Below are 23580 nucleotides of genomic sequence, written 5' to 3' on the forward strand. Positions count from 1 at the left end.
TGAAAACGCCGCAATCAACTGATCGCGGCGTCGGCCTTCATACGAATGACATTGGCGGCGCTGGCTGAGCCATCGAGCCAAAAGGACAATTCTGCGTACTGCTTGAACAAATCCGGCGGCAGGATCGTGCGCCGCGATTGCAGCTCGACCTTGGGTTTGACTTTATGCAGGCCGGAGACACCAAGGGCTTGATCGAACTCCGGCGCGTCGTAGGCGAGGTTGTTGAAGTCATGCTCGAACCACGGCTCGCCAATGAAGTCGTAGACCAGCCGCATGACCCGATCAGGTGCCTGGGTCAGCAAGTCGTAATCGACAATCAGCAACGAGTCGGCGTGTTCGCCGTAATAGGCTTCCTTGAGTGCTGCCCAGGCAAACCCCACCAGACGATTGCGCTGCGCCAGGGTTTCGCAACGGCTGTAGACCGTGTTGCGCTCGACCGCGTCGCCGAACAGCTTGGTGTTTTCAAAGGGGTTGGCGCGATACAAACGCTCGATGCTGTCCATGACCCAGGCGACATTGCGCACGCAAGCAATGACCTTGGCTTGAGGGAACAGATCGCTGATGGCCGGCAGGCGCGAACTCCATAACCGATTGGTGTCGAACACCACTGGTTTGTCGGCCTTGTCGGCGTAGAAGGAATCGAACAGACCGCGTAGCAAACGGCGGCGCAGATCGGTATCGATCACCGCACCGAACTCGCTGCCGGCGCTGCACTGTTCCAGAACACCGGAAAACAGCGCGCCAACGGGGCTGGTCATGCCGGCATGAAAGCGCGGGTTCTGCAAAAGGATCGCAGAAAGCAGGGTCGAGCCTGAGCGCGGCAAGCCGGAAATAAAATGGAACTGTGGCAATCCCTTCACCCTGATCATAAGTCCTTTATGTATGACGGAGCCTAGACCATGAATGGCGTTACGGGTAATGGTGTTTTGATATCAAATCGAAACTAAATCGTCTGAAAAACGCGATTTTGGTTACAGGCTCAATGCAACACGAACAAACGCGCGTTAGCGCCTCCCGCCTGCGTTACGCCGACGTTCTGCCAGCCTGCGGGCAACGGCGCGAATTCGTCCGGCACATCGAGGGTACCGATCAACCACACTCGGCCAGTGCCTTTGGGCAAATTACCGAGGCTGTCGAGGTAAATATCCTGGGTCACCAGCGTGCCGAAACCATAGGCATTCGGCCGGCTCGAAGCGCCATTGGCCGACGGCGGGGTGTACAGCAGCGGTTTCGCGTCGGTGCGGTTGTAGTAGACGTAACTGAGGTACCAGAGCATGTCGCTGGTGACGATCCGGTCACCGGCAATGAAGTGCTGGTTGACGTAATCGACCATGACGCTGATTTGATCGTTGGTATCGACCGTGGCGTTGTTGTTCAGGCCCACCAGTTCGACGCCGACAAACAACACCAGCACCGTCACGGCCAACACCCGGAAGACCGCGTACAGACGATCAATGGCCAACGCGGCAATCATCGGCAGGCCGAGAGCGTACGCGGTGAGGTAACGCTCGACGAACACCGGCGAGATGAACGACACCGAAAAGACCAGCAACAACGGCAAAACGGTATAGATCACCACCAATGCACTGCCACGAATGACACTGCGATCCCGCGCCAGCGCCACCCACACCAAGGCCAGCAACGCCAAAGGCAACGTGATGAAAATCGGTGTAGTCAGGGTCTCGCCATCGTCCTGGATCAGGAACAACCAGATCATCGAAGGCAACGAGGCGAACGTGACCGGTGTCTCCCACCCCACATCGCCATTGGCTTTGAGTTGATCCATGTGTTGAATCAGATCGATCAGGTTGGGCACCCACGGCAAGTACACCAACACAATCGCCATGTTCGCCACCCACCAGCCGGGCTGCTGGATATGCCGCAAGCGATAGCCAGGCTGTACGCGGATCAGCCCCAGATACAGCCAGTGACACAGCACACACAGGGCGGTGAAGTAATGGGTGTAGAACGCCGCGCTCATCAGCAGTGCGTAAATCACCAGATAGCGCTTACGTCCTGGGTGTTTGATCCAGTAAACCAGGGCGATCGTGGCACCGATCAGCCACAGCCCCAGCAACGAATACATGCGCACTTCCTGGCTGTAACGCACGGCGGTAGGCAGCAGCGCCAACAAGACGCCGGCCAGCAACGCGGCGCGGCGAGTGGCGAGCAAGTCCACCAGCCAGACGCCCAGCGCCACGGTGGCAATCCCCGGTAGCGCGCTCAGGCTTCGAATCGAAAAAATGCCATTACCGAACAGCTCGATCCAGCCATGCAGCAGCATGAAATACAGCGGCGGATGCACATCATGGGCGGCATGCGTCCAGATATCGGCCAGCGAATACTGGCTGAGCAGCAGACTGGACCCTTCATCGCCCCAGACCGCCGCCGCGGTCAGGTCATAAAAACGCACCAGCGCGGCCAATGCCAGGATCGGCAGCAGCCAATGCTCGCGCACCCATCGAAGCAAGCGCTGAACACTCGCCCAAGCGCCGGGTGCCGCGTGGGGGCCTTGGGTGCCGTCAAGCGGCGTTTCTCTGCGCGCCTCCATTGCCTCCCCTCGAAACGGCCGATGAAAAACCTTGAAGCTTGCAATCACTGTAGGACAGCGACAGCGCCGTCGTCGATGCTGGCTTTGCGACCAACGACATTCGGCAGTGATGCGGATCAACTACGCTCTGGCTTGGCGTGACCCAGCCACGGAGATGAAAGGAATCGGCCAATCGCAACGATCTGCCCGGATGCCCGGGCCACCCGCGTGGCGCGCCAGACAACTAACCTGAGGGATGAGGAACTATGGAAGTATTCATCGGCACTATCCAGCCTTTCGCCTTTAACTACGCGCCCAACGGCTGGGCCCTGTGCAATGGCCAGACGCTGAGCATCTCGCAATACAACACGGTTTTTGCACTGCTGGGCGTCAACTTCGGAGGTAATGGCACCACCAATTTCATGCTACCCAACCTGCAAGGTCGTCTGCCGATGGCACAGGGCAACGGCCTGGGCCTGACCCCGCGCGTCATCGGTGAATTCTCCGGGACCGAGAACGTCACCGCCACCATCACCAACCTGCCCAATCACACCCACGCCTTGTCCGGGCTCACGGCCACCACCACGCTGCAACTGGCCAGCCCGGCGAGCAACCCGGTCACCAACCCGACCGCGACCAACTCGTACATCGGTGCCTCGGGCGGTGGCCCGGGTTCGGCGAGCATCTACTCCGATGCGCAAGGCGCTGCAGCCGTGCCACTCAAAGGCGTGGCCACCACGGTCACGGGGGAAATCTCGTCCGCCGGTAATGGCTTGCCCATGGAGGTGATGAACCCGTTCCTGGTGCTCAACTTCAGCATCGCCCTGAATGGGCTGTTCCCATCGCGCAACTGAGGACGCGCCGGGGGACTCAACTCCCCCGGTCACTTTCAATTTTGGAGTGACGCCATGCTGCAACAGGTTCAAAGCCAACACTTTCAGGCGCTGCTGGGCAAGACGGGGACCCTGCGACTGCCGGATGGAAGTGAATTGCCGATCCATATCGACAGCCTTGAAGAAACACCCCGCTCGCGGATGCCCAACAACGAACGCATGCCGTTCAGTGTCGAGTTCAACAGCTTGAAACCCACAGAGTTTGTCGATGGGTTATGTGCGCTGGAATTGCCGGAACTGGGTCAGGTGGAAAACATCTTTGTCTCCCGGGTGCCGGCCATGGGACGTGACCCGGGCGTGGGGTATTTCTACATCGCCTTCAACTGAATACATGAAGATCACAATGTGGGAGCGGGCTTGCTCGCGAATGCGGTGGGTCAGTCGACATCAATGTTGAATGTTAAGCCGCCTTCGCGAGCAAGCCCGCTCCCACAGGGGATGGTGGTGTTTTCAAACTATTGGATACCACACCAACCGCTCCGCCGCCGGGTTGCGCTCCTCGACCTGAAACCCCAGCGCCAGGTAATGCTGGCGCGCATGGGGATTATTGGCCCAGACCACCGTCGCTACCGGGCAACGAACCTGTTGCGCGGCTTGCTGCACACCTTGCAGTACCTTGCGGCCATAGCCCTGGCCGCGAGCCTTTGGAATGAACGCCAGGTACAGCACACGAATCTCATTCGGGCCAAAATCGGTGGTCAGCGCACCGATGGCCGTGTCGAGCTTCTCGATCACGTAATGCATTGCGTTGGGGAAGCGCTCCCCCAGCCCTTGTTCCTGTACCTGAAATTGCTGAGCCACCACCTGCTCAACCATTTCCGGCTCACCGTCAATCCATTGCAGATCCGGCCGTGCCGACTGATAAAGACTCTGCAAAAAAGCTCCATCGCTGGCCCGTGAAGGCCGAACCACCAAGCCGTCGGCCGCCACTGAATCGGTATTTGCCATCGCTGCGCTCCTTAAAAACCGCTTTCCCTTACGCCTAGCGCTGCCAACCGCCGCCAGGCGACACCCAGCAACGACTCGCCTCGCCCTTGCAACACCACAATGCCGCGCAAGGGTTGCACCGGGGTCGGTACGTCCTCGAGGACGCTCAACCGCGCCCCATATTGAGCCTGTACCGGCTCCGCCCTTTGATGCTGATCCCGGCGCACGGCAATCGGCCCATGGTGATCGGAGGTCAACGCTTCCTGATCGACAAAGGCCGCACCGTTGGTGTCGATTTCGCTCAGTTGCACGGCGATCGCCGGGTGCATCGGATCGTCGGCGATGAAGCGTCCGCTGGCGCCCGTGGCGACACGCCAGAGCTCGACTTCGGCCAGATAACCGCGCAACCGCGCGCCGTCTTCGACCACCCGCGCCAGCGGATCTTTGGTCGATAACCAGCGACCGACCGCCAACTGAGGCAACAGATCGCGCACCTTGCCGGCGTGGGGCGCTCGCAGCAGCAGACGCTCACGCTGGGCGGCCAGGCCTCGGTATTCGGCGACCGCTTCGGCCAGGCGCTGTTCGACGATACCGGCGTCGGCGGCGGTTTCACTGCGGCTGGCCTGACGGCGCATCTGCAACTGCTGGATCTGGATTTCGCGGCGGACGATGGCCTGACGCGAATCCAGGTCCGGGGATTCCAGTTCAATCAACACCTGGCCCTGGGCAACCGCTTCACCATCGTGAACATTCACCGTTTTCACCCGCGCCGCGACTGGCGCGTGCAAGGCACTGGCGCGGCCAGCCTCCAGCATCGTCGGCAACTCCACGGCGCTGCGCCACGGCACGACCAGCATCAGCAACAGCCCAAGCAAGGCCAGGCCACTGAGCAGCACCCGAGGCGCATGCGCCTGTTCACGGCGAGTCCACCATTGCCGCCATTCACTCATGATCGGCAGGAAGATGAACCACACCAGTTCCACCAGCATCAGGAAAATCCCCAACACCTTGAAGAACAGGTGGTAGACCGCCAGCGCAATCCCGAAAAACAACGCCGCGCGCCACAGCCACGAGCCGTAACCCCAGATCAGCAAACGCCGTTGCATCTTCGGCGACCAGGGCTCCGGCGCCGGCGCACCGTAACCGAATAAAAACTCACGCAAGCGCCAGCGACAAAGGTCAAATGCTCGCCCTTGAAGGTTGTCGACCTGCCAATAGTCGCTGAGCAGAAAATAGCCATCAAACCGCATGAACGGGTTGAGGTTGATCACCAACGTGGTCATCCAGGTGGCGCTGGCGAGCATGAAGGCCGCCGTGCGTCCGGGACCGTCTGGCAGCAGCGACCAGGCGAGCAGCGCGATGCTCGCCAAAAGCAATTCCGCCAGCACGCCGCCGGCGCCAATCAGCAACCGCGCACGGCGATCATTGACCCGCCAGGCGTCGCTGACATCGGTGTAAAACATCGGCAGCAACACCATGAACGCCACACCCATGCTCTGCACTCGACAACCGGCGCGCTTGGCCATGAAGGCGTGACCGAACTCGTGACAAAGCTTGGCGAAGAACAGCGCCACGCCGAACGCCAGCGCGCCGCCGAGGCTGAACAGATGCGGAAAAGTCGCGATAAAGCGCTGCCAGTCCCGTGACACCAGAAACACGCCGAGGCCCAGGGTTGCCGGCAATCCGTAGCGTAATGCTCGCGGGCCGAAACGTTCCAGCCATGGCCAGGCGTGATTGAGAAAAGCGTCCGGACGCCACAGCGGAATGCGAAAAAACAGGTATTGGTGCAGCAAGATCTGCCATATCGATTGCCGTTGAGCGGCCGCTTTGAGGCTGTAACTGGCACGCTGTTGGGGATCGAGGGCGGTGATCAGATCGTGGCTGCGCAAAAAAACCAGCAATTGCTCAAGCTCCGCGCCATCGAGCGGTAAACCCGGTTCGCGGTTGGCTGCACGCAGCACTTGCTCGGGATCACCCAAGGACCAATGGCGCAGCAGGCGCATCGCCGCCACGCCAAGTTTGAAATAGCGACCGCGCACCGGATCGGCCAGGGTCCAGCGCGGCGAGCCATCGAGCGCCGGTGATGCAGGCGTCAGCTGCAAATCTGCACGCAGGTTCGGCAGGCTCATCTAAAGCCCCACGCTCTGGCGCAAACCGGCCAGGGGTTTACGTAACAGGTACAGCGCCAGCGGCGCACGGTCACCGAAGACTTTCGCTGTCCCTCGCAACCCGATACGCGGTGGTGTTTGCTGGAAACTGGCGTCGAGTCGATACGCCAATTGTCCGCCAGCCGTGGGCTGTGCTTCATAAGCCGCGCGCTCGAGCCGGGCCAGATGCCGTTGCAACGGATCACTGTCGAGAAACAACGCGACCTGTGCGCCAGGTTCCAGCGCAATCGCATCGCCCACCGCCAGTTCGATGCGTAACTCCGCCTGGGTCGGGTCGGCGATTTCCATCAACCGCTCGCCGGTCTGCACCGGTTTACCGGTCCAGCGTTCCGCATCGGCGAACACCGCAATACCGCCCCGTTCGGCGCGTACTTCGCTGCGCTTGAGCAATTCGCGGGCGTAATCGCGTTCAGCGCGTTTTTGCTCGACTCGCGCAGCCAGTAGATCGATTTTCGAGCTCGATTCGGCATCGGCGAACGAGCGTTGGGAATTGGCCTTCAGCTCAGCTTCAGCAACACCCAAGGCGCGCTCGGCCACGTCGGCCTGGGCCCTAAGCGTGGTGCTTTCAAAGCGCAACAACAGGTCGCCGGCTTTCACCGTCTGATTGGGTTTGACCAGAAACTCGGCAATCACCCCGTCCAGCGGCGCCGCAACAACTCGGCCGCCCAGCGGAACGACTTCGGCCGGAGCCAGCACTGATTGGCGCACCGGAATGAGCAGCCCGAGCAACACCACCGCGACCAGCGCCACCTGACGTTTTCGCGTCCAGCGCAGCCGCCACGGTTTGCGCGGTTGCAGCGCCAGCCAGGCGTGGCTGTAGGTGTCACCCAATTGCGACAGCAACACTTGCTCGGAAGGATTCCACGGCAGATCCCGCGCCAGCCACAGACCGCCAAACACCTCACCTTGGTGATCAATCAGCGGCAGCCAGAACACCTGAGCCGCGGAAAGACTTTGCCAGTCCGCCTGAATCGATTCGCTGAGAACATTCGCCTGAATCACCCGCGCCTGTTTCAGCACCTCGAGCTTGAACAACTGCGCCACTGCCTGCTCGACAAACGCCACGAACGGTGCATTCGGCTCCACTGCACTGACGCCCGTCACGGCCTGCACTTTGCCGGCAATCAACAGCGCCGCGTGGCGAAAACCGAACAGCGCCTGACCGTCATTGACCAGGCTGTAGGCCAGTTGCGCAGGCGTGCGAGCAGCGCGGGTCAGGCGTTCGAGATCCAGAAACCTTGCGAACACCTGTTCAGCGCCACCCGTGACCGGGGCGTTCACTTGAACTCCGCGAAACGCGCCGTGCCACTCATGCCGGCCAGCAAACCGTTGGCGTTGGGAAGCGTTGCCACCAGCAGCAAGGTCTGACTGCCTTCGTCAATCCGCGCGCCGAGGCGTTTGACCGTGGCATCCAGTGGCTGACCGGTTTCATCGGGAACAAAACTGAAGATCTGGCCAGGCTTGAGCCGGGCCATCCAGCGTGACGGCACCAGCAGATGAATTTCCAGGGTGCGGTTGTCGACCACGTCCAGTAACGGCGTGCCGGCAGCGACGCTTTCATAACGCTTGACCTTGCGCTCGACGACTTGCCCATCGAACGGCGCCAGCACGCTGCAACGTTTGACCTGAACCTGATAAACCTGGGACTGCGCCTGAGTCTCGCTGACCTTGGCCTCGGCCCGCGCCACTTCAAAACGCCCGACCGAATTCAACGCCGCCAGTTGCTTGTTGTGGGACAGCTCTTCACCAGCACCACGATTGGCAGCTTGAGCCGCGTTGAGCTGGGCCTGATAAGCCGAACAGTCAAAACGCGCCAAGGTGTCGCCCTTCTTGAACGACTCACCCTCACTGAACGGCAACTCGACAATACGCCCGGACAACTCACTGGCCAGCACCGCCTGATCCCGGGCTCGCAGCACGCCACGGGCCTCGCTGCTGGCGTTTGCACTGCCGCTGCTGTCCAGCAGCGGATCATCGGGCGCAGGTGTTTGCGCCTGTACAACACACGTTACAAAGGTCAATCCAATAACCCACACACGAACACGCCGCATAACCGTTACTCCCTGACGGATGAGCGGAGTCTATGACAGCGTGGGTGGACGTCAAGGAGATAGATGTCCTTGGATAGAAATGTGCTGTTTCAAAATAGACAAATTTCTCAGCACAGATACTTGGGCTTTCCTCCAGTACCTCTCGGTAATAAATCCCACATCAAATTGGGAACATACATTCAATCGATACGGAGAGCAGCGGTGGACACTTCAAACTTTTATCGAAATGCAGCACCTCGTCACTCTTCCTGTAGCAATCACTAATAGATCAGGCCAACAACGCCTTGACCATCACCTAGGCCGGTGATCAAAACTGACTCGCCGGCGCTGGAGTGCATGCCGTCGTGCAGCTCCTGGTCAATCGGCGGTTGACGTGCGTGGCGAGCACGACTTAGGATTGCTCCAACTCAACCCCGTACGTAGAGATTCAGTTCTCTGGCAGTTGGGGTGAAGAAACCGGCCTAGGCCGGTTTTTTCGTTTTTGAGGATTAAGTTAGTGCGCACCGCTTTTTTTGTTGATGGCTACAATCTGTTTTACGGGTTGCTCGCGGGAACTCCCTATAAGTGGCTCAACCTCAAAGGCCTACTGGCCCATGTCGCACATATCGAAAACCCGCAAAGCTCAATCATCTCCGTTGATTACTTCACTTCTTCCGTCAAACCGATACTCGCCACTCGGGGCAGAATCTCGAAAGAGGCTCAAGACTCCTATGTGCGAGCACTGAAAGCGACCAAAGTAGCAGTGCACTATGGCCGGCACTCGCTCGAGCCGGCGAAAGCTCCGCGCTTCATAGACAGGAAAACAGGTGCTTCACGTCAAGACAAGGTCGACATTTGGAAGCTTGAAGAGAAAGAAACGGATGTTCACATCGCGATCAGCATGTACCGCACTGCTACCAAGCAAGCCGCTCTTGAAGTGCATGACCGTATTGAACAACTCGTACTGGTTTCCAGCGACACAGACATGACTCCAGCCCTTAAAGCTATTCGCGAAGATTTTCCTGACATAACTATCGGGGTCATTCTTCCTCATCGAGCTGAATTGAACTGTCCTTCACCAGGTTCGCTAAAGGAACATTCCCATTGGATGCGTCGAGTCATCTCTGCAGAAGAGTTGCAGTCACACCAGTTCCCGGAACGCGTGCCTACCCGTAAAACGCCTACCATCAAACCGGATTATTGGTAACAACATCTGCCAGCGGATACACCGACTCCCATCCCCCACCCAACGCCTTGTACAACCCGACCATCGCCAACGACACCCCGGTCGAACTTTCCACAAACTGCTCCTGAGTCGCCAACAGCGCGCCTTGCACGGTCAGCACGTTAACGAAATCCACCACCCCTTCCACGTATTGCTGTTGCGCGGTACGCAGGGCGATCTGGTTCTGGCGGACGGCTTCGGCAAGGCTGTCGCGGCGCAGTTGGCTGGCGTTGTAGGCGGTCAGTTGATCGTCGATTTCATGCCAGGCGCGCAGCACGGTTTGCTGGTAGGCGATGGCGGCTTCCTGTTGTTGGGCTTCGCGCAAGTGCAGCACGCCGCGCAGGCGACCGCCGTCAAACAGCGGCAAGCTGAATTGCGGGCCGATACCGAACGAACGCGAACCCCAGGAGCCGAAATCACTGAGCTGCATGGCTTGCGATCCGATGTTGCCCGACAGGGTGATCCGCGGATAGAAATCGCCCTTGGCCACACCGATGCTCGCGGTTGCGGCATGCAGGTGGGCTTCGGCCTGGCGGATGTCCGGACGGCGTTCGGCCAGTTGCGACGGCAGCCCGATAGCGACCTGACGCGGGGTTTGCGGCACCGGGGCGTCTGTGGATAACTCGGCGGACAGCGCTTGCGGCGGCTCGCCCATCAGCAGGCTCAAGGCGTTGATCAGTTGCGACTGGCGCTGCTCCAGCGCGGGCAGACGCGACTCGATAGCCGCTACCTGGGCGGCGGCTTCGGCGACGTCCAGGTCGGTGGCGACACCGTCGGCCAGGCGCAGCTGCGAAAGTTTCAGGCTGTGGCGGGCGACGTCGAGGTTCTCCTCGGTGACAGCTCGCGTACTTTGCACACCGCGCAACTGAATGTAGGCCTGGGCGGTTTCGGCGAGCATCGACAACAGCACGCCGCGTCGGTCGTTTTCCGCGACTTCCAGGGTGGCGTCGGCGGCTTCGGTTTCGCGGCGCACACGGCCCCAGAAATCCAGCTCCCAGGATGCGGAGAAGCCTGCGTCCCACAGGTTGTACGCCGAGTCACCGTTGTGTCCCGACGGATCGTTCAAGCCTTCGCCGCTGTTGCGTTTTCGCCCGTAACTGCCAGTGGCGGCGGTATTCGGGTAACGGTCGGCGGTGATCACCTGACGCACAGCGCGGCTTTGCTGCAAACGGCTGCTGGCGAGTTTCAGGTCGAGGTTGTCGGTCAGGGCACGTTGAGTCAGGGCCGAGAGTTTCGGGTCGTTGAACACCTCCCACCAGCGTTCGTCCATGGTCTCGGCGACGACTTGGCTGGCGGCGGACCTGGATGGTGTCGACCACTCAGCGATTTGCGGTGCCTGAGGCTTTTGAAAGTCCGGGCCGACGGTGCAGGCGCTGAGTGAAAATAATCCCAGCGCAATAACTGCAGACTGAATGCGGCTCTTGTGGCGAGGGAGCTTGCTCCCGCTGGGCCGCGAAGCGGACCCAAAAACTGCGAGCGCTGCGCACTCGAGCGGGAGCAAGCTCCCTCGCCACAGGGTTGGGTGATTACCGACGTTCATCGCTGAGTGACCTCACGCGAAGTGTTTCCGGTACCGGCGGTATCAATACTCGCCTCAACCGACATCCCAACCCGCAACCGCTCGGCCAATGCCTGACCCGGATCAAGGACGATTTTCACCGGAATCCGCTGCACCACCTTGGTGAAGTTGCCGGTAGCGTTGTCCGGCTTGACCGAGGCGAACGTCACACCCGTGGCCGGTGCGATGCTCTCGACGCGACCGCTCAGGGCTTCGCCGCCGAGGCTGTCGACACGCACTTGCACGTCCTGCCCTGGCTGCACGTCGGTCAGTTGGGTCTCCTGAAAATTGGCGACCACATAGGCCTGCGCAAGCGGCACCACCGCGAGGATTTTGCTCCCCGGCGTGACATAGGCGCCGACCCGAACGGCGCGCTCGCCGACCATACCGTCCTGAGGTGCAACGATGCGCGTGTAGGAGAGCTCGTAGCTGGCCATTTCCAGCGCCGCTTGCGCCCGTTTCAGTCCGCCTTCAGCCGCGTCACGCTGAGCGGTGAGGATTTCCACCTGCTTGCGCTCCGCCGCCAGCATTGCCGTCACGTTAGCTAGCCGCGCGGTGGCCTGATCGATGCGGGTCCGCGCTTGTTGAGCGTTCTGCACCGTGCCGGCGCCCACTCCGGCGAGATGGTTGTAGCGATTCAGTTCATGCTCGGCGAAGGCCATTTCAGCCTTGGCCGACACGACCGTGGCTTGGGCCTGAGCGATCACCGAAGCCTGACGTTCAAGGGTCGCACGGGCATTTTGCAGTTGCGCCCTGGCCACCAGGGTTTCGGCGTCTGCCGCTTGGGCGGCGGCTCGCAGATCGCGGTCATCAATCAACGCCAGCAACTGCCCGGCCTTGACCTGCTGGTTGTCCTCCACCAGCACTTCCTTGATGAACCCGGCCACGCGCGGCACCACCAGCGTGAAGTCCGCCGAGACAAAGGCATCATTGGTGTTCTGCTGCGTGCGCTTGCCGAACAGGCCGGGCGCCAGCAAATACACCAGCACCCCGAGCGCCACCACAGCGACGCCAACGGCCACTTTTTGCTTTGATTGAGTCGTCATAAAAACCTTCTGTTTCAGTGAAGCATTCAAGTCGGCGCGCGCGGCGGATAGATCCGCGTCGGCAGCCAGAAAATCAGCAGGATCAACGCCAGTGCGACGCCGGCCATGCACAGATAAAGGTCCGATGCCGTCAGCACCACGGCCTGCTCATGCAGCCGGTGGGCAAGGCCCGCGCTGTCGTTGTCGACCAGAGGTGAGTTGCCGAGGTTGTCCACCAGCATCACCGAGTGGAAATGCAGCCTTGAGGTGGTCAACGCCTCCAGCACGCCGGTGGCGATCACCGCCGCCAGGCCTTTTACGGTGTTGAACCAGGCTGACGCGAAGGGCCCTTCCATCGGGCTGATGCTGCCGGTGGAGAGCATCAACAACGGCAGCACCGCCATCGGCTGACCGAAGATTTGCAGCAGTTGCAGCACGTAGAAGTCGTCGCGAATCCACACCGACGTCAGCTGCGACCCTCCGATGCAGGACAGCGTCAGCATGCTCAGGCCGATCCCCAGCACCCAGCGACAATCGACCCAACGCAGGTTGCACAACGCCGCCACCAACGGCAGCGCGATCAACTGCGGCAACGCCGCCAGCAACATGATCGGCGCGGTCTGAACCGGGCGATAACCCTGCACCTGCGCCAGGTAGCTGGACGGAATAATGATCACCGCCAACAACACCACCAGCACCCCAGCCAGGGTCAGCAAAGCGAACGACAGATTGCGGATGCCGAGCATCTGCAGCTTGAAAAACGGCATCGGTTGCGACCATTCATTGATCAGAAACAGCACCAACAGCAGCAAGCCACCCCCGAGCAATCCGCAGATCAGGCTCGACTCGAACCAGTCCAGCCGATTGCCTTGCAAAATACCGATCACCAGCATGCAGATCGCCGGAAAACCCAGCAGCAAGCCGCGCCAGTTGAATTGTTTGAAGCGCTCCAGGCGCAGCGGGTCCTTGGGCAAGCCATAGGCCACTGCGACCATGGCGATCAGGCACGGCACGATGATTTGCCAGAAGGTCCACTGCCATCCGACGTGTTCGGTCCACAACCCGGCCAGTGGCGTGCCGAGGCCTGGGCCGAACGTCGCGGTCAGGGCATAACCGGCCAGACCATAAAGCTTCACGTTGGCCGGCAAAAAGCGCAGCGCGACGGTCATCAGCATCGGCGGCAACGCACCGCCCGCCAAGCCTTGCAAGGTGCGCATGACCAGCAGGCTTTCGTAGTTTGGAGCGAACGGGCACAACACGCCCAACAGGGTGAATGCACTGATGGCGCAGAGGGTGAACCGTCGCAGCGAAAACGTCACCGAGCACCACGGCGCAAACGCCATGGCCGCCACCGAGGTTGCGGTGTAACTGGCGACCAGCCAGGTGCCTTCGTCGTAGCCGATGGCCAATGCGCCGCGGATGTCGGCCAGGGCAACCTTGGTCACCATCTCGTTCAGGCCCGACACCAGCACCGCCAACAACACGCCCACCAGGCCGATGATGATCCGCGGACCAAAGACCGGTGGCGTGACGGCAGCCGGGCTGGCCGCGGCGAGAGGTGCCGTGACCGTGAGGGAAGTCATGACTGCACGCTCCGGGAGTTTGAATACCGAAGCATTTTAAGAAGTGCGGGACCTTACGAAAATTGACTTATTGGCAGCTTATAAGTGCGTCAGGCGCAGCAATGCAGAACCCTGTGGGAGCGGGCTTGCTCGCGAAGGGGCCATCACATTCAACATCAATGGTGACTGATACACCGCTTTCGCGAGCAAGCCCGCTCCCACAGTAGATCCGTGATCAACTTGAGGTGGGTTGCGCGGCCAGCCACGTCTCGTCGCAACAGGCCTTGAGGGTTTCACGTAGCCAGCGATGGGCCGGATCCTTGTCGAAACGTGGGTGCCAGGACTGGGTCAACATAATGGTCGGCAACGGAATCGGTAGCGTAAATGACCGCAGCTTCAAGCCCAGCCGCTGGACGCTCAGCAATGCCTCCTTGGGCACCGGCAGAATCAAATCGGAATCAGGCAAGGCAAACATCGCCGCATGGAAACTCGGTGCAATCACCGCCACCCGCCGCTCCAGCCCCAACGCATTGAGCGCGGTATCGATCGGGCCACGGGCGATGCCGCGACGGGACATGCTGATATGGGAAAACCCGGCGAAACGCTCGGCCGTAATCTCTTCGTTGAACAGCGGATGGTCTTCGCGAACCAGGCCGACGAAATGAGTAGAGAACAGATTCTGAATCTTCACTTCCGGGGTCAACGGCCGGGTATTGCTGATGCTCAGGTCGATCCGCCCTTCCCGCAGCGCTTCGTCATCGCCATCGCCTTCCGGCACAAAACGCAGTTCGCAGTACGGCGCCTGGCGATCCAGGGTGTCGAACAGTTTTCCGCCATAAACGCCGACGAAAAAGTCATTGGCCCGAATGTTGAACCGACGGCGCAACGTGCCCAGTTCCACCGCATCAGCCGAACGAAACAACAACGCGGCCTGCTCCACCACGTCACGCACCTGCTCGCGCAACGCCAGCGCCTTGGGCGTCGGCACCAGACCACGGCCGGCGCGCACCAGAATCGGATCGCCGAGGGCCTCGCGAATGCGCGTCAGCGTCCGGCTCATCGCCGCCGGGCTGAGGTTCATCCGCCGTGCGGCGCCCACCACACTGCCCTCGTCGAGCAAGGCGTCGAGGGCGACCAACAAGTTCATGTCCGGGAGTTGCATGCTGAGCACTCATGTCTGATCTGGATTGATGCAGACGCAATGCTAGCAAACATCTCTCAATTGATGTGTTGGCTGGACTGGCCCCATCGCGAGCAGGCTCGCTCCCACAGGGTTATGTGTCGAATACATGGTGTGCATCCACTGAAGATCACTGTGGGAGTGAGCCTGCTCGCGATGGCGTCAAATCTGCCACCACAGAATTTAGCGCTGCATCCCCCAACGCTTCACCGTGACTCGCTCCAACGTGCTGAACACCAGGTTTTCCACCAGCAAGCCGATCAGGATCACCACCGCCAACCCGGCGAACACCTTGTCGGTGTACAGCTCATTGCGGTTCTGGAAGATGTACCAGCCCAAGCCGCCCTTGCCACTGGTGGCGCCGAACACCAATTCAGCGGCGATCAGCGTGCGCCAGGCGAAGGCAAAGCCGATTTTCAGCCCGGCGAGAATCGATGGCAGCGCTGCCGGAATCAGGATGAACAGCACGAAGCGCATGCCTTTGAGGCCGTAATTGCGCCCGGCCATGCGCAAGGTTTCCGAGACACCGAGGAACCCGGCATAGGTGTTCAAGGCCAGCGCCCAGAGCACCGAATGCACCAACACAAAAATGAGGCTGTTCTGCCCCAGACCGAACCACAGCAGCGCCAACGGCAACAGCGCAATCGCCGGCAGCGGGTTGAACATCGAGGTCAACGTACTCAACAGGTCGCGGCCAAACTGCGTCGACACCGCCAGCGTGGTCAGGGCAAACGCCAGCACGATGCCGATCAGGTAACCCTTGAGCAGCACCACCAGCGAAATCCACACCTTGCTCAGCAATTCGCCACTGAGCAAACCGTCATACAGCGCGCTCCCGGTTTGCAGAAAACTCGGCAGCAGCAGGTCGTTGTTCTGAACACGGGCAACCACCTCCCACAGGACCGCGAGCAAAATCAGGATCAGGCTTTTGCGTAACCAGCCTTGTTGCCACAGGCGCTGACCGAACGGTAATTCACGCTCCAGCGGCACACTCGTCAGCGGCCGCAGCACCGTTTCAAATTCTTCACGCGGGGATGATAAAAGGCTCATCGGGCACTCCTCTCAATGGCTCAATAAGCGATGCGGATGTCGGAGAAATCCAGCTCACGCTCGGTTTGCGGGGACTGACCTTCATCGAACAACAACCGATGAATGCGTCGCGCCGATTCCTGGAACGCCACGCCACCTAGGCTGTGCAAGTCGTATTGATGACTATGGACTTCCGCCCGCACCCGCCCCGGATGCGGCGACAGCAACAGGATTCGATTGCCCACCACCAGCGCTTCTTCGATGGAGTGCGTGACGAACAGCAGCGTGAAACGCACCTCCTCCCAGAGCAGCAGCAATTCTTCCTGCATCTTGCGGCGGGTCAGTGCATCGAGGGCGGCGAAGGGTTCGTCCATCAAGAGGATTTTCGGCTGCATGGCCAACGCACGAGCAATCGCCACACGCGCTTTCATACCGCCGGACAAGGTATGCGGGTAGGCGTCGGCAAACGCCGCGAGGCCGACCTTGTCCAAATAGTGCAGCGCTCGTTCCTCGGCCTCTTTGCGCTTCAGGGTTTTCGAAGCAAGCAGCGGAAACATCACGTTCTGTTTGACGGTTTTCCACGGCGGCAGTTGATCGAATTCCTGGAACACCACGATCCGGTCCGGCCCCGGGGCATGAACGGTTTTCCCCTGAAGACGAATCTCGCCTTCACACGGCTGGATGAACCCGGCGACCGCCTTGAGCAACGTTGATTTGCCGCAACCGGACGGACCGAGCAGCACAAAGCGGTCCGCAGGATCGATTTCAAAACTGACCTGATGGGTCGCTCGAACCACCCGCTGAGGCGTGCGGTATTCGAGGCTGACGTTGTCGACCGACAGCAGCGCCTGGGCTGCCGCGATCGGTTTGCTGACCGTGTGGCCTTGCAAAGGGGCGTTCATCTCGGTCAGCTCCCTTGCAGCGGTTTGGCGTCCTGGAAGAAGTAGTCCTTCCACGAGTCCGGTTTGTTTTTGATCGCGCCGACGCGGTAGAGGAACTCGGCCAGCGGGTAAGTATTTTTCGGTGTGACGCTGAATTCGAACTGCGGGTTATCAATGATTTTCAGCAACGCGGCACGGTCGATTTTGGCCTTGGTGACGCGGATGTACGTGTCCGCCGCCGCGCCTTTATCGTTCTGGGCAAACTCGGCCGCCTCAGTCAGCGCCTGGACGAACGCCTTGTAGGTTTTCGGGTTCTCGTCGCGGAATTTCTCGGTGGCGAACAGCACCGTCGGCGAGTTCGGGCCGAGCACGTCATTGGAATTGAGAACAACGTGAACGTTAGGGTTGGCCAGCTCTTGATCCTGGAACGGCGGGTTGGAAAAGTGCCCGGTCAACTCGGTGCCGCCGGCAATCAGCGCTGCGGTGGCGTCCGGGTGAGGAACCGCAATGGTGTACTTGTCGAGGCGATTGAATTCCTTGTCGCCCCACTGCTTGGCGGCCGCGTATTGCAGGATGCGCGACTGCACCGACACGCCGACCGCCGGCACCGCGATGCGGTCCTTCTCGGTGAAGTCAGCGATGGTTTTGACCTTGGGATTGTTGCTCACCAGGTAGTACGGGAAGTTGCCGAGGGAGGCGACGGCTTTGACGTTCTGCTTGCCGTGAGTGCGGTCCCAAATTGTCAGCAGCGGACCGACGCCCGCACCGGCAATATCAATGGAACCGGAGAGCAACGCATCGTTGACCGCCGCACCACCGGAGAGCTGGGTCCAGTCGACCTTGATGTCGATGCCTTCCTGCTTGCCGTACTTCTCGATCAGGTTTTGATCGCGCACCACATTGAGCAACAGATAAACGATGCCGAACTGCTCGGCGATGCGGATCTCACCTTCAGCGTGGGCCACGGTCGGCGCCACCAGGCTGCCGGCGATCAGGCTGAAACCCAGGCCGATGGCCGCAGCCAGCGGTGCAAATGGAAGACGTTTGGACATGTGAGTTTCTCCGACAAATCAGAAAGGCGCATCGCCCTGGATGGTGGTGCGATACAACTTGCGGCGCAGGTAGCTTGGGCATCCGGCGGCGAGATGAATCAGCGAACGGTTGTCCCAGAACACCAGGTCGTGGGCCTGCCATTGATGGCGGTAGATGTTTTGCGGCAGCACGCTGTGGGCGTAGAGCTCGTCGAGCAGTTGCTTGCTTTCGTCTTCCGGCAAACCAACGATGCGCGTGGTGAAACCCTCGCTGACGAACAACGCCTTACGGCCGTTTTCCGGGTGGGTACGAACAATCGGGTGGACCACTTCAGCGACCTGAGCCAGTTGCTCTGGCGTCAGCGTCGGGCGCCAATTGCCTTCGAATTTGGTCTCGCTGTAACGCGCCGTGTAGGAGTGCGCCGCCGAGCGCCCTTCGACGGCTTTACGCAACGCTTCGGGCAGGTTGTCCCAGGCTTTGTGCATGTCGGCGAAGAGCGTGTCGCCGCCTTCGGACGGCAACTCCTGGGCGTGCAGCATCGAGCCCAGGCTTGGCAGTTCTTTATAGGAAAGGTCGGAATGCCAGAACTTGCCGGCGTCGCCGAGGCCGATGGACTGGCCGTTTTCGATGATGTTGGAAACGATGAGAATTTCCGGATGCCCGGCCAGCAGAAATTGCTTGAGCACATGGATCTGCAACACGCCAAAACGGCGACTGAAGGCGATGTGCTGCTCGGGGGTAATGCGCTGATCGCGGAACACCACGACGTGATGATCCAGGTGCGCGCGGTGGATGCGGGCGAAGTCCTGATCATTGATCGGGCGGGACAGGTCGAGGCCGATGATTTCGGCACCGACAGCGCCACTGAACGGGCGGATGTCGAAGGTTTGCGGCGCGATGTTCGCGGCGCTTGGAGAAGCCGTTGCTGCAGACATAAATCACTCCCACGCACGGCACGCTCAAGGGCGCGCGCGTCGATCAAGAAACTCACGGAGGTCCCGTGTTGGTTCGTGTCGTGCGGCGCGCCGATTGGTCGGCAGGTACGCAGGAGAATGACTTTATAGATATAAGAACTGAAATTTAAATACCGTTAGCGCATAACGATATGGCTTTTGAGGTGTGTTGCCTTTTGGGCCTCTTCGCGAGCAAGCCCGCTCCCACATTGGATGTGTGTTGATCACAGAACCAATGTGGGAGCGGGCTTGCTCGCGAAGGGGCCATTAGCCCCAGCCGAGAACTATCGCTCGTGCAGCGCTTCGGCGCGGGCCCGAATAATCGGCTTGAGCAGGTAGCTGAGGACGGTCTTCTTGCCCGTGATGATGTCCACTGAAGCCACCATCCCCGGGATGATCAGCAACGGCTTTTCATCCGTCCCCAAGTGACTGCGATCAGTGCGCAGCTTGATGATGTAGTAAGTGGTTTTCTTGTCTTCATCGGTAATGGTGTCAGCACCGATCTGCTCAAGCTTGGCCTTCAGCCCACCATAAATGGTGTAGTCATACGCCGTGAACTTCACCGTCGCTTCCTGCCCCGGATGCAGGAAGGCGATGTCTTGTGGGCGAACTTTTGCCTCAACCAGCAAGGTGTCGTCCAGCGGTACAATTTCCACCAGGTCGCTGCCCGGCTGGATCACGCCGCCAATGGTGTTCACCAGCAACTTGTTGACGATGCCGCGCACCGGCGATGTCACCAGCGTCCGGCTGACCCGGTCTTCCAGCGCTTTGCCGGTAGCCTGGGCCTTGTTCAGATCAGTGCGTGCTTCATTGAGTTGAGTCAGTGCTTCACTGCGGAATTTGCCACGAGTCTCGTCAATCTTGCGCTGCACTTCCTTGATCGCCGATTGGGCGCGAGGAATGGCCAGGGTGGTCGCGTCCAGTTGTCCGCGGGTTTCAACCTCGGCGCGCTTGAGTCGCAGCACTTCAACCGGCGATACCGCGCCCTGGGCCACCAACGGCTCGGACATGTTGATTTCCTGGCGTTGCAACGCAAGACCGTTGCGGTACTGCGACTGCTTGGAGGTGAACTCGCGCAGCTCTTGCTGACGCTGGATCAACTGCTCCTCCAAACCGCCAATTTCATCGTGCAACTGCTGACGCCGGCTGATGTACAGCGACTCTTCGCTGGCTGCCTGACCCGGCACGGCCTTCAGTACGTCAGCGGGGAAGTTCAGCGGACGGTCGTCGACTTCCGCGCTCAAACGTTCGACTCGCAGCAGCATCGACAGCCGATCGGCCTCGGTTTCGCCGACGTTGGAGGCGAATCGCGTGTCGTCCAGGCGAATCAGCGGCGCGCCGGCCTCAACGATCTGCCCTTCGGTCACGTACAACTCGGAGACGATGCCGCCCTCAAGGTTCTGGATTTTCTGGATCTTGGACGACGGAATGGCTTTGCCGTCGCCCTTGGTGACTTCGTCGATCACGGCGAAGTTGGCCCAGAGCATCAGGAACACGAAGAAGCCGATGATCGCCCAGATGGTCAGCCGCACCACGCGTGGGGCGTCTTCGATCAGCGCTTTGTTGACCTCGGGAAGTGGCTGGCCATGCAGCGAATCGGAGCCTTTGAAATAACGGCCGATCGAATTCTTGAAACCCGACTTAAGCAACACTGATCTGCCCCTTCTTCAACGCTTCCATCACGGCGGCTTTCGGGCCGTCGGCGAGAATCTGCCCGCGGTCGATGACGATCAGACGATCCACCAGCGACAACAGCGAAGCCCGGTGCGTTACCAGCACCACGGTTTTGCTTTCAACCACTGCCGCGAGGCGTTGCTTGAGGCGTTCTTCACCGGTGTTGTCCATGGCGCTGGTCGGTTCGTCGAGCAGCAGGATCGGCGGGTTGAGCAGCAATGCACGGGCCAGGGCAACGTTCTGGCGCTGACCGCCAGACAGGTTCTGCCCGCGCTCGCCGACTTGCAGCTCATAACCTTGGGGATGAAGACGGGCGAATTCGTGGACGCCGGCCAGTTCGGCAGCTTGCAGCACCATTTCGTCTTCGACATAGCGCGCACCCGACACCAGGTTGTCGCGCAGGGTGCCGGCCAGCAGCTGGATGTCCTGCGCCACGTAACCAATGTTGTGGCGCAATTCGCTGACGTCGATCTGACGGATATCGACGCCATCCACCAACAGCGCGCCGTCGTCCGGCTGGTAGAGGCCTACGAGCAGTTTGGCCAGGGAGCTTTTCCCCGAGCCGCTGCGCCCGATGATGCCGATCTTCTCGCCAGGCTTGATGATCAGGTTGATGTTCTTCAGCGCCGCGTTCTGTTGGTTCGGGTAGGTGAAGTTCATCTGCCGGCATTCGATGGCGCCTTGCAGGACCTTGCGGCTCAGTGGGCGTTCCTCGAAGTTGCGCTCTTGCGGCAGCTCCATCATCTGATCGACCGAGGTCATGGTCACCCGCGCTTGCTGGTAACGCGTCAGCAGGCCGGACAGCGAGGCCAGCGGGCTGAGCGCGCGGCCGCTGAGCATGTAGCAGGCAATCAAACCGCCCATGCTCAGGTGACCGTCGATGATCTGGTACACGCCGAAGACGATCATGATCACCCCGGCCAGTTGCTGGATCAGCAAGGTGATGTTCATCGCCAGACCGGAGAGCATTTTCACCCGCAACTCGAGGCGGCTGAGGGTGCCGATGGTCTGCTCCCACTGATACTGGCGTTCGCTTTCGGCGTTGTTGACCTTCACCGCATCGAGGCCGGCGAGGGTTTCGATCAGGCTCGACTGCCGCTCGGCGCCCAGGGCCATGGTTCGCTCCATGGTCGCCACCAACGGCTTCTGCAAGGCATAACCGATCAGCAGGGCAATCGGGAACGCCAGCACCGGGATCCACACCAGATGCCCGCCGAGAATCGCGATGACCATGAAGATCAGCAGCGTAAACGGCAAGTCGATCAAACTGGTGAGCGTCAGCGAGGCGAGGAAGTCCCGCAGGCTCTGAAACTCATGGATGTTCTGGGCGAAGCTGCCGACCCGGGCCGGGCGGTACTTCATGGCCATACCGACGATGCGCTCGAACAACGTGGCCGAGATGATCAGGTCGGTTTTCTTCCCGGCCAGGTCCAGGCAGAGGCTGCGCAGACTCTTGAGGATCAGGTCGAACAGGTACGCCCCGGTGATGCCGATGGCCAACACCCACAGGGTCGATTCAGCCTGGTTCGGCACGACGCGATCATAGACGTTCATCACGAACAGCGGCGCGGCCATGGCAATGATGTTGATCAGGAAACTGGCGGCGATGGCGTCGGCGTACAGCCAGCGCGACCGCTTGAGGGTATCGCGGAACCACGAGCGCGCGCGCGGGATCAGCGTGCCGTGATTGACGTCGAATTTGTGCTGGGGCTGGGCGAAGAACACTTTGCCGATGTAGTCATCGGCCAGCATTTCGCGGCTGACGACACTTTCACCGCCATCGCTTTCGCTGAGCAGCAGGCGCGCCTGGTCTTCACCTTGCCAACCGAGCAGGACGGCACTGCGACCATCCTTGAGCAGCAACAGCGCCGGCATGGCAATCGCCGGGATCTGTTCCAGTTTGCGTACCAGCACCCGCCCTTGCAGGCCGGCGCGAGCGGCCGCGCGGGGCAGCAATTCAACGCTCAGGCGCTGCTTGGGCAACGGCAGGCCGGTGGTCAACATCGCGGCGCTGGCCGGTTTCTGATGCAGGGTGCAAAGAGCCAGCAAGCCATCCAGTAACGGATCGTCGTGCAGCGCGCGTGGATCATGAATGAGTTGAACTCGACTGACTTCTGATTCCACGCTCGGCACTCTTGGCTAACATTTGAACAATGAAGGTTCTGCTCAATTCATACCAGGCAGTTGAACCTTGGGCTTCACGTCGTTTTGCACCACGGATGCCAACGGTGCGACCACTCCCTGGCTCTTGAGCAACTCGCCCATGGTCGCCTTGATTCGGTACTGAGTAAATAACTGAATGTTCTTGATCTCCGCCAGGCGACGAGACGCCGAGAACAGCTCGTTTTCACTGCCGAGCAGGTCGAGCAAGGTGCGCTCGCCGAGACTGAACTGCTTCTGATAGGCGGTGCGCACGCGGATGCTGTGATCGACATATTGCTGGCCGTGACGCCCCACTTCACTCGACGTCGCAAAACCGTCAAAAACCATTTGTGACAACCGCACGCTCGATTCGCTGCGATTCAGGTTTCCCCAGTGATTGTTGTTGCCGGCGGCACGCGTGGTGACGTTATCAGTGCCTTCGCGACCATAACCGCTCAGCAGATCGACCCGTGGGAGGTATCCCCCTTTGGCTGCCTTTAACTGATAATCCGCGGCCAATCGACTATTTAACGCCTGCCTGGATTTCCGGATGGACATCTCAGTGCCTGTTGCATGGCTTCCGGAAGGGACTGCGCCTGAACAAAACTGGCGGCAAGGACGAAGGGTAAAGCCGTGAGCAGGTGCAAACGCATTATTGGAGTTTCCCGGAATTGCTTGTCTTGAATCACTGCAGAACCTGCCGCTGCATCGAATGATGACAACCGGAATGACCGCGTGTCGGAAAGTTGGATTTTTGAATACCTTTGAAAG

19 protein-coding genes and 1 pseudogene are annotated in these 23580 nt (G+C 60.2%); 3 read left to right on the forward strand and 17 right to left on the reverse strand.

Going from position 1 to position 23580, the window contains the following annotated elements; translation table 11 throughout:
• Positions 1–14: 14 nt before the first annotated feature.
• Both ACSQ87_RS30775 and ACSQ87_RS30780 read right to left on the reverse strand, forming a co-directional pair.
• Positions 15–860 (reverse strand): sulfotransferase family protein, encoded by an 846-nt coding sequence (locus tag ACSQ87_RS30775; protein WP_150656932.1) that lies wholly within the window; start codon positions 858–860, stop codon positions 15–17.
• A 119-nt stretch (positions 861–979) separates the two neighbouring features.
• Positions 980–2551: a glycosyltransferase family 39 protein gene (locus ACSQ87_RS30780; RefSeq protein ID WP_223433683.1), complete on the reverse strand. Its 1572-nt coding sequence runs from the start codon at positions 2549–2551 to the stop codon at positions 980–982.
• A gap of 245 nt (positions 2552–2796) precedes the next feature.
• On the opposite strand from ACSQ87_RS30780, the gene ACSQ87_RS30785 reads away from it, so the two are divergent.
• Together ACSQ87_RS30785 and ACSQ87_RS30790 are read left to right on the forward strand one after the other, a co-directional pair.
• The gene (locus ACSQ87_RS30785; protein ID WP_436275050.1) at positions 2797–3384 is read left to right on the forward strand and encodes a phage tail protein; all 588 of its coding nucleotides are present in this window, start codon (positions 2797–2799) and stop codon (positions 3382–3384) included.
• Positions 3385–3438: 54 nt separating this feature from the next.
• Positions 3439–3750: a DUF6916 family protein gene (locus tag ACSQ87_RS30790; RefSeq protein WP_436275051.1), complete on the forward strand. Its 312-nt coding sequence runs from the start codon at positions 3439–3441 to the stop codon at positions 3748–3750.
• Between the two features lie 123 nt (positions 3751–3873).
• Here ACSQ87_RS30790 and ACSQ87_RS30795 read toward each other — a convergent pair whose 3' ends face one another.
• Genes ACSQ87_RS30795 through ACSQ87_RS30810 form a run of 4 tightly spaced genes read right to left on the reverse strand, consistent with a single transcriptional unit; the run spans position 3874 to position 8569 of the window.
• On the reverse strand, positions 3874–4371 hold the full coding sequence (locus tag ACSQ87_RS30795) for a GNAT family N-acetyltransferase (protein ID WP_436275052.1): 498 nt from the start codon (positions 4369–4371) through the stop codon (positions 3874–3876).
• Positions 4372–4382: 11 nt separating this feature from the next.
• The gene (locus ACSQ87_RS30800; protein ID WP_436275053.1) at positions 4383–6479 is read right to left on the reverse strand and encodes a biotin/lipoyl-binding protein; all 2097 of its coding nucleotides are present in this window, start codon (positions 6477–6479) and stop codon (positions 4383–4385) included.
• The gene (locus ACSQ87_RS30805) at positions 6480–7799 is read right to left on the reverse strand and encodes an efflux RND transporter periplasmic adaptor subunit (RefSeq protein ID WP_436275054.1); all 1320 of its coding nucleotides are present in this window, start codon (positions 7797–7799) and stop codon (positions 6480–6482) included.
• Positions 7796–8569: an efflux RND transporter periplasmic adaptor subunit gene (locus ACSQ87_RS30810; RefSeq protein ID WP_436275055.1), complete on the reverse strand. Its 774-nt coding sequence runs from the start codon at positions 8567–8569 to the stop codon at positions 7796–7798. The genes ACSQ87_RS30805 and ACSQ87_RS30810 overlap by 4 nt, the downstream gene beginning before the upstream one ends.
• A 496-nt stretch (positions 8570–9065) precedes the next feature.
• On the opposite strand from ACSQ87_RS30810, the gene ACSQ87_RS30815 reads away from it, so the two are divergent.
• Complete coding sequence (locus tag ACSQ87_RS30815) at positions 9066–9755, forward strand: NYN domain-containing protein (RefSeq protein WP_436275056.1); 690 nt, start codon at positions 9066–9068, stop codon at positions 9753–9755.
• On the opposite strand, the gene ACSQ87_RS30820 is transcribed toward ACSQ87_RS30815, so the two are convergent.
• From ACSQ87_RS30820 to ACSQ87_RS30870, 11 genes and pseudogenes are all read right to left on the reverse strand, one after another.
• On the reverse strand, positions 9736–11313 hold the full coding sequence (locus tag ACSQ87_RS30820) for an efflux transporter outer membrane subunit (RefSeq protein ID WP_436275057.1): 1578 nt from the start codon (positions 11311–11313) through the stop codon (positions 9736–9738). The genes ACSQ87_RS30815 and ACSQ87_RS30820 overlap by 20 nt on opposite strands.
• Positions 11310–12377, reverse strand: coding sequence for an HlyD family secretion protein (locus ACSQ87_RS30825; RefSeq protein ID WP_436275058.1), 1068 nt, complete (start codon positions 12375–12377; stop codon positions 11310–11312). The genes ACSQ87_RS30820 and ACSQ87_RS30825 overlap by 4 nt, the downstream gene beginning before the upstream one ends.
• Positions 12378–12403: 26 nt before the next feature.
• Positions 12404–13939, reverse strand: a complete 1536-nt coding sequence (locus ACSQ87_RS30830; RefSeq protein WP_436275059.1) for an MFS transporter — start codon at positions 13937–13939, stop codon at positions 12404–12406.
• A 214-nt stretch (positions 13940–14153) separates the two neighbouring features.
• The gene (locus ACSQ87_RS30835; RefSeq protein ID WP_436275060.1) at positions 14154–15080 is read right to left on the reverse strand and encodes a LysR family transcriptional regulator; all 927 of its coding nucleotides are present in this window, start codon (positions 15078–15080) and stop codon (positions 14154–14156) included.
• A gap of 201 nt (positions 15081–15281) precedes the next feature.
• Positions 15282–16148 (reverse strand): ABC transporter permease, encoded by an 867-nt coding sequence (locus ACSQ87_RS30840; protein WP_436275061.1) that lies wholly within the window; start codon positions 16146–16148, stop codon positions 15282–15284.
• 20 nt (positions 16149–16168) lie between these two features.
• Positions 16169–17029: an ABC transporter ATP-binding protein gene (locus ACSQ87_RS30845; RefSeq protein ID WP_436275062.1), complete on the reverse strand. Its 861-nt coding sequence runs from the start codon at positions 17027–17029 to the stop codon at positions 16169–16171.
• A gap of 5 nt (positions 17030–17034) precedes the next feature.
• On the reverse strand, positions 17035–18060 hold the full coding sequence (locus ACSQ87_RS30850) for an ABC transporter substrate-binding protein (protein ID WP_046047244.1): 1026 nt from the start codon (positions 18058–18060) through the stop codon (positions 17035–17037).
• 18 nt (positions 18061–18078) lie between these two features.
• Entirely contained in the window at positions 18079–18975 is an 897-nt protein-coding gene (locus ACSQ87_RS30855) for a TauD/TfdA dioxygenase family protein (protein WP_192409757.1), read from the reverse strand.
• 302 nt (positions 18976–19277) lie between these two features.
• The gene (locus ACSQ87_RS30860) at positions 19278–20645 is read right to left on the reverse strand and encodes an HlyD family type I secretion periplasmic adaptor subunit (RefSeq protein ID WP_429533393.1); all 1368 of its coding nucleotides are present in this window, start codon (positions 20643–20645) and stop codon (positions 19278–19280) included.
• The gene (locus ACSQ87_RS30865; RefSeq protein WP_436275063.1) at positions 20635–22791 is read right to left on the reverse strand and encodes a type I secretion system permease/ATPase; all 2157 of its coding nucleotides are present in this window, start codon (positions 22789–22791) and stop codon (positions 20635–20637) included. The genes ACSQ87_RS30860 and ACSQ87_RS30865 overlap by 11 nt, the downstream gene beginning before the upstream one ends.
• Before the next feature lie 42 nt (positions 22792–22833).
• Positions 22834–23462: pseudogene (locus ACSQ87_RS30870) on the reverse strand (TolC family protein).
• Between the last annotated feature and the right edge of the window lie 118 nt (positions 23463–23580).

It is taken from the genome of Pseudomonas sp. LjRoot277 (genome assembly GCF_964253845.1).
Classification (GTDB): domain Bacteria; phylum Pseudomonadota; class Gammaproteobacteria; order Pseudomonadales; family Pseudomonadaceae; genus Aquipseudomonas.

Coding starts and splice junctions, on each gene's coding strand:
- ACSQ87_RS30800 (WP_436275053.1), bottom strand. CDS start 6,479: ATGAGCCTGCCGAACCTGCGTGCAGATTTGCAGCTGACGCCTGCATCA.
- ACSQ87_RS30780 (WP_223433683.1), bottom strand. CDS start 2,551: ATGGAGGCGCGCAGAGAAACGCCGCTTGACGGCACCCAAGGCCCCCAC.
- ACSQ87_RS30830 (WP_436275059.1), bottom strand. CDS start 13,939: ATGACTTCCCTCACGGTCACGGCACCTCTCGCCGCGGCCAGCCCGGCT.
- ACSQ87_RS30855 (WP_192409757.1), bottom strand. CDS start 18,975: ATGTCTGCAGCAACGGCTTCTCCAAGCGCCGCGAACATCGCGCCGCAA.
- ACSQ87_RS30835 (WP_436275060.1), bottom strand. CDS start 15,080: ATGCAACTCCCGGACATGAACTTGTTGGTCGCCCTCGACGCCTTGCTC.
- ACSQ87_RS30790 (WP_436275051.1), top strand. CDS start 3,439: ATGCTGCAACAGGTTCAAAGCCAACACTTTCAGGCGCTGCTGGGCAAG.
- ACSQ87_RS30825 (WP_436275058.1), bottom strand. CDS start 12,377: ATGACGACTCAATCAAAGCAAAAAGTGGCCGTTGGCGTCGCTGTGGTG.
- ACSQ87_RS30785 (WP_436275050.1), top strand. CDS start 2,797: ATGGAAGTATTCATCGGCACTATCCAGCCTTTCGCCTTTAACTACGCG.
- ACSQ87_RS30810 (WP_436275055.1), bottom strand. CDS start 8,569: ATGCGGCGTGTTCGTGTGTGGGTTATTGGATTGACCTTTGTAACGTGT.
- ACSQ87_RS30840 (WP_436275061.1), bottom strand. CDS start 16,148: ATGAGCCTTTTATCATCCCCGCGTGAAGAATTTGAAACGGTGCTGCGG.
- ACSQ87_RS30845 (WP_436275062.1), bottom strand. CDS start 17,029: ATGAACGCCCCTTTGCAAGGCCACACGGTCAGCAAACCGATCGCGGCA.
- ACSQ87_RS30795 (WP_436275052.1), bottom strand. CDS start 4,371: ATGGCAAATACCGATTCAGTGGCGGCCGACGGCTTGGTGGTTCGGCCT.
- ACSQ87_RS30850 (WP_046047244.1), bottom strand. CDS start 18,060: ATGTCCAAACGTCTTCCATTTGCACCGCTGGCTGCGGCCATCGGCCTG.
- ACSQ87_RS30820 (WP_436275057.1), bottom strand. CDS start 11,313: ATGAACGTCGGTAATCACCCAACCCTGTGGCGAGGGAGCTTGCTCCCG.